We start from the raw sequence: 4,893 nt of genomic DNA, 5'->3' as shown, positions 1-4,893 counted from the left end.
TAACTTCCTAACTTCTTGGCCTTAGGCTATAATTGTTAGGGAGGTGTTTTCATGAATTTGGATAGGCTTACGGAAGTTGTATTTGTTCCGGGCATGACCGGAAGAGAAGAGATGATTAGAGCAAAGATTATCGAGATGCTTCCCGAGGGCGTAGAACCCTTTGTGGACGATCTGGGAAATGTTGTTTTAGAAGTAGGCAACGGAGATTCATCAATCGCTTTTGCAGCTCACATGGATGAAATTGGATTGTTAGTAACTGGTGTGAATTCCGACGGTTCATTGAGCTTCAAGAAGGTTGGAGGAATTGCCGATGAGCTTCTAGTAGGAAGACACCTGGATGTAATAACCTCTTCCGGCGAGTCCATAGATGGAGTGATAGGTATGACACCTCCCCATCTCCGAGAAAAAACCGATCTTTCCTGGCAGAACCAGGTAATAGATGTTGGCACTTCATCAAAGGAAGAAACTGCATCACTGGGAATAGAGGTTCTTGATTACGCAGTATTCAGAAAACAGATCTCAATACTTAACGATAAATATGTGGCAGTTAGGTCCCTTGATGACAGATCTGGCTGTCTTGCCCTTCTGGATCTTCTCGATATGCTTATGGAGACCGACCTCGACAGACGGATTGTTCTTGCTTGGACTGTACAGGAAGAGATCGGATTGATTGGAGCAAGGGCACTATCCGAAAGGCTGAAGCCGAATCTCTTTTTTCCCGTTGATTCTTTTGCATGCTGTTCAAGGCTTACAGGTCACGTTAGGCCCGGGAATGGACCGGTACTAAGAATGTCGGATACTTCATCACTGGGTGATTACGGTCTCGGAAAACGACTTATGGAGTTTTCAAGAGAAAGGGATATTCCTCTTCAGGTGGGGGTAACCGGCGGAGGAACAGATGGAATCCCCTTCCAGCAGAAGGGGACAAAGATGGTTCCACTCGCCATGGCAGTTAAGTATCTTCATTCCGAAACGGAACATATTTCGATGGAAGACTACGACAATCTCGTTAGATTGATGTTTCTTATTTCCACTGAATTCACGGTTTGATGATCAACTCTGACGACATTAGGAAATGGCTAGTCTCTTCGGGAGTGCTAAACAAAGTCGGAAAACCTAGCCGGTACATCGGCAAGGAACTGAATCGCGTCATTAAGGATCCAGACGGCAAGCTGCGTATCCTTCTCTCCTTTCCAGACACATACGAAGTCGGTATGTCACATTTAGGTCTGAAGATCCTCTATAAAGAGCTCAATAAAACCGATGAGTTCTATGCAGAGAGAGCTTACCTTCCGTGGAAGGACATGATCGACGAAATGATCAGCGCTCGTATCCCCCTTTATTCATTAGAGACATACACTGCCGCTGCCCAATTCGACATCGTTGGAATAACGCTTCAGTATGAGCTCTGCTACAGTAATGTGCTCGCGCTGCTTGAACTTGCAGGCATTCCCATTCTACAGAGAGAGAGAACTACGGAGCCCATAGTGTTGGGTGGCGGTCCATGTTCGACCAACCCAGAGCCAATGGCCGACTATTTCGACGCCTTTGTCATTGGAGACGGAGAGGCCGTAACACCTCAGATTTGCAGTGAAGTAAGAGAAAACATAGAACTACTTAGATCTGGCAGAAGAAGGGAACTTCTGGAACTGTTATCAAAGATTCAGGGAGTTTATGTTCCTTCACTAGGAAGAAGAAAGGTCGTCAAAGCAGTTATTGCCGACCTCTCTGACTACGAGATAGACCCCTCTCCACTGGTTCCTTACATGAAAACCGTTCACGACAGAGCTGTCATGGAAGTGATGCGGGGTTGTAATCGCGGCTGCAGATTCTGCCAGGCGGGGATGATTTACAGGCCTGTTAGAGAACGTGGAGTCGATGAGCTAAGGGAATCCGTGCAGAAGGTACTCAAGGCAACGGGATACGATGAGCTCTCCTTTCTCTCACTCTCGACAATGGATCACTCCTCTATAGATGTCCTGACCGAAGAGATCCTGCCTTTACTTGAGCCGCAGAGAGTTGCGCTTTCTCTTCCCAGTACTAGAATAGATTCTTTTGGAGTCGAGATAGCCTCACAAATCGCGTCAATAAGAAAGACCGGCCTGACATTTGCTCCGGAAGCAGGTTCTCAGCGCCTCAGAAATGTAATAAACAAAAATGTTTCCGAGGACGATCTGATGGCTACCGTTAAGGCTGCCAAAAATAGTGGCTGGCAAAGAGTGAAGCTATATTTTATGGTTGGTCTGCCTACCGAGAGGGATGAAGATCTTGAAGAGATAGTCAGATTGGCAAGAAGAGTTAAGGCTGTCGGTTTTAAAGAAGTATCTGTTTCTGCTGCAATCTTCATACCAAAACCCCATACACCGTTCCAGTTCTCACCCCAGATTAGCGAGGTAGAGGCTTCAAGAAGGCTTGGAATCTTGAGAAAGCTGTCGGGAAGGGGAATACAGCTCAGCTGCCACGATCCATCCAGCAGTACAGTTGAAGGTGTGCTAAGTAGGGGCGACAGAAAAGTAGGCAGGGCAATACTAAGGGCTTACAAGTCTGGAGCGATCTTTGACGAGTGGAACGAGGAATTCGATGCTTCAATATGGCAAGAAGCCTTCAAGACAGAGGGAGTAGACGTACAAGACTATATGAAAGGCTACTCTACTCAGGATGAACTTACCTGGGACCACATTTCACTTGGTATTTCAAAACGTTTTTTTATCGAGGAATATGAAAAAGCCCTAAGAGAAGAGACGACCGGCGATTGCAGATGGGTGGGTTGCACAGGCTGCGCCGTCTGTCAGACTCTAAATGTCACTAATGTGCTTCGCAAAGCTTGAGAACGCTCATCTTTGAGGCTTCAGTAATATCTCCCGCACCAAGAAAAAGGATTACCGCGTCTCTCTTCTTTTCCAACCACTCAAGTATTTCCGAGTAGTTAACTGCGTGGACAGCAGGAACTCCATAGCTGCTAAGACCCTTCAAGACCTCGGTCTCGTCAATCGCATACTGTCCTTTTTCATAGGCTTCGTAGAGCTTAAAGACACAAACTTCCGTAGCGTCCTTTAGGGAGTTAGCGAAACGGCCGTTCTCTCTTACCAGTCTTGAGTACCTATGGGGTTGGAAAACCACGATGACATTTTTACCGGGAAAGAACTCTCGAGCTCCTCGAATGGTATTGCTTATCTCATCGGGGGTATGAGCATAATCATCGAAGAAGAAAAGGTTTCTGAAATCGTCGAGCCCTCTGAACGTGAACCTTCTGTCCACAGATCTATACGATTCAAGAGAATTTTTGATGGATTCAATTGGAACCCCCATTTCATGGGTTAAAGCAATGGCTGCTGTGGCATTGTATACGTTGAACTCTCCAGGGATCATTAACTTGAAAAGACCAAGGTCTTCATTACCTCTAAAACATCTGAAAGTCTGATTCATTATTCCGGTTGATCTATCCGTGAAGCGGTAGTAGCCCCTGTCTTTACCAAACGTTAGAGTATCCGTGAAAATCCTCTCTGAAGCAGGATCATCGGCGTTTGTCACCAGTAGTTTTCCCACACTTCTGGAGAAGTATCTGAAGTGGTTCTTGAGATTGTCAAATGAGTTGTCGTAGTGCTCGAGGTGATCGCCTCTTACATTTGTTATCACGGCATAGTCGGGCTTGAAAGAAGCAAAGAAGCCGTCGCTCTCGTCCAGTTCGCTGACGATTAAGTCTTTGCCCTTTCTGTAGTTTCCGTCCTTCAAAATGGGATTAATGCCGCCGAGAAAGACTGTAGGATCTCTTCCAGAATCTATCAGTATCTTTGAAACCATTGCAGTGGTGGTCGTCTTTCCATCAGTTCCGGTTATACAAACAGAAGTATCTCTCAAAAGAAGACTCTTCAGAAGCTCCATCCTGTAAATTGTGGGAACGCTCTCAAAGATAGCTCTTTCCAATTCGGGATTGCCCTGTTTTATGGCTGTCGTTCTTACAACGACATCCGGTTTCTCGAAGTTCTCATAGGAATGACCTATAAAAACACCTATACCCTTCCCCCGAAGGTAAGCTACTCTTTCATTTTCTTCATAGTTCGATCCATAAACCTGGTCACCCTCAGATGCTAAGTGCATTGCCAGACCGCTCATACCAATTCCGCCAATGCCAATAAAGTGATATTTCAAATCGATTCCTCCCGGAGTATATTATCCAATACAATCTCAACTGGTCTTCTTGGAGGTTTGTAGCTGATCTGTCTATGCAACATTTCCTTTATTGCAATTCTCAAAGCTGTGGAAGTCAAATTCTCTTCCAGTATAACATAACCAAGTCCAACTCTTTCCAGTGAGCGAGCATTGTAAAACTGGTGGTTTTCTGCCGCGCCGCTCCACGGTATTATTATACCCTTTCTTCCAAAATACTGTAGCTCGGCGATTGTAGTAGCTCCTCCTCTTGACACAACTAGATCCGCGCACGCTATGGCGTCTGTAAGGTCTTCTATATAAGAAAAGGCTCGCACAAAAGGAAACCGTCTGAGCGAAATTGCCGAGCTTTCATCGCCGGTTGAGTGAAGAAAACTGAGTTCGCAATCATTGCTCTGAATCTCTTCGTAAAGCCCTTCACACGCTCTATTTATCAATTCGGATCCAAGACTTCCACCGAGCACTACAATGAGGGGCTTATTATCCGGAAGATCGAATCTCTTCATTACTTCATTTCTTGTGATCTTCGATTCTCTCACAGGGTTTCCAGAAAAAACAATCCTTTCTTTTGGAAGTTCAAGATCTCTTCCACTCTCCTCAAATGAAATGAAGAACCGCTTTGCGTATTTGGCCAATCTCTTGTTTGCTATCCCAACTATCGAGTTTTGTTCATGAATGTAAACGGGTATTTCAAGACTCTTTGCCGCTCTGACAACTGGATAGGAA

The 4,893-nt window shown here is 45.4% G+C and carries 4 protein-coding genes; 2 read left to right on the top strand and 2 right to left on the bottom strand.

The window, feature by feature from the left end; all coding sequences use genetic code 11:
- Window positions 1-51: 51 nt before the first annotated feature.
- Together BG32_RS09875 and BG32_RS09870 are read left to right on the top strand one after the other, a co-directional pair.
- Entirely contained in the window at window positions 52-1,050 is a 999-nt protein-coding gene (locus BG32_RS09875; protein ID WP_121526757.1) for a M42 family metallopeptidase, read from the top strand.
- Window positions 1,050-2,828, top strand: coding sequence for a radical SAM protein (locus BG32_RS09870; RefSeq protein WP_121526758.1), 1,779 nt, complete (start codon window positions 1,050-1,052; stop codon window positions 2,826-2,828). Before BG32_RS09875 ends, BG32_RS09870 begins: the two co-directional genes overlap by 1 nt.
- Here BG32_RS09870 and murC read toward each other — a convergent pair.
- Together murC and BG32_RS09860 are read right to left on the bottom strand one after the other, a co-directional pair.
- Window positions 2,806-4,149: a UDP-N-acetylmuramate--L-alanine ligase gene (gene murC, locus BG32_RS09865; RefSeq protein ID WP_014731103.1), complete on the bottom strand. Its 1,344-nt coding sequence runs from the start codon at window positions 4,147-4,149 to the stop codon at window positions 2,806-2,808. The two genes, BG32_RS09870 and murC, sit on opposite strands and share 23 nt — an antisense overlap.
- Window positions 4,146-4,893: glycosyltransferase (locus BG32_RS09860; protein WP_121526756.1), on the bottom strand; the 748-nt coding region annotated here is incomplete at its 5' end. The genes murC and BG32_RS09860, both read right to left, overlap by 4 nt.

Source organism: Mesotoga sp. HF07.pep.5.2.highcov (assembly GCF_003666285.1).
Taxonomy (GTDB): domain Bacteria; phylum Thermotogota; class Thermotogae; order Petrotogales; family Kosmotogaceae; genus Mesotoga; species Mesotoga prima.
The sequence above is the reverse complement of the archived record's forward strand: the minus strand, read 5'-3'. Positions and strand labels throughout refer to the sequence as shown.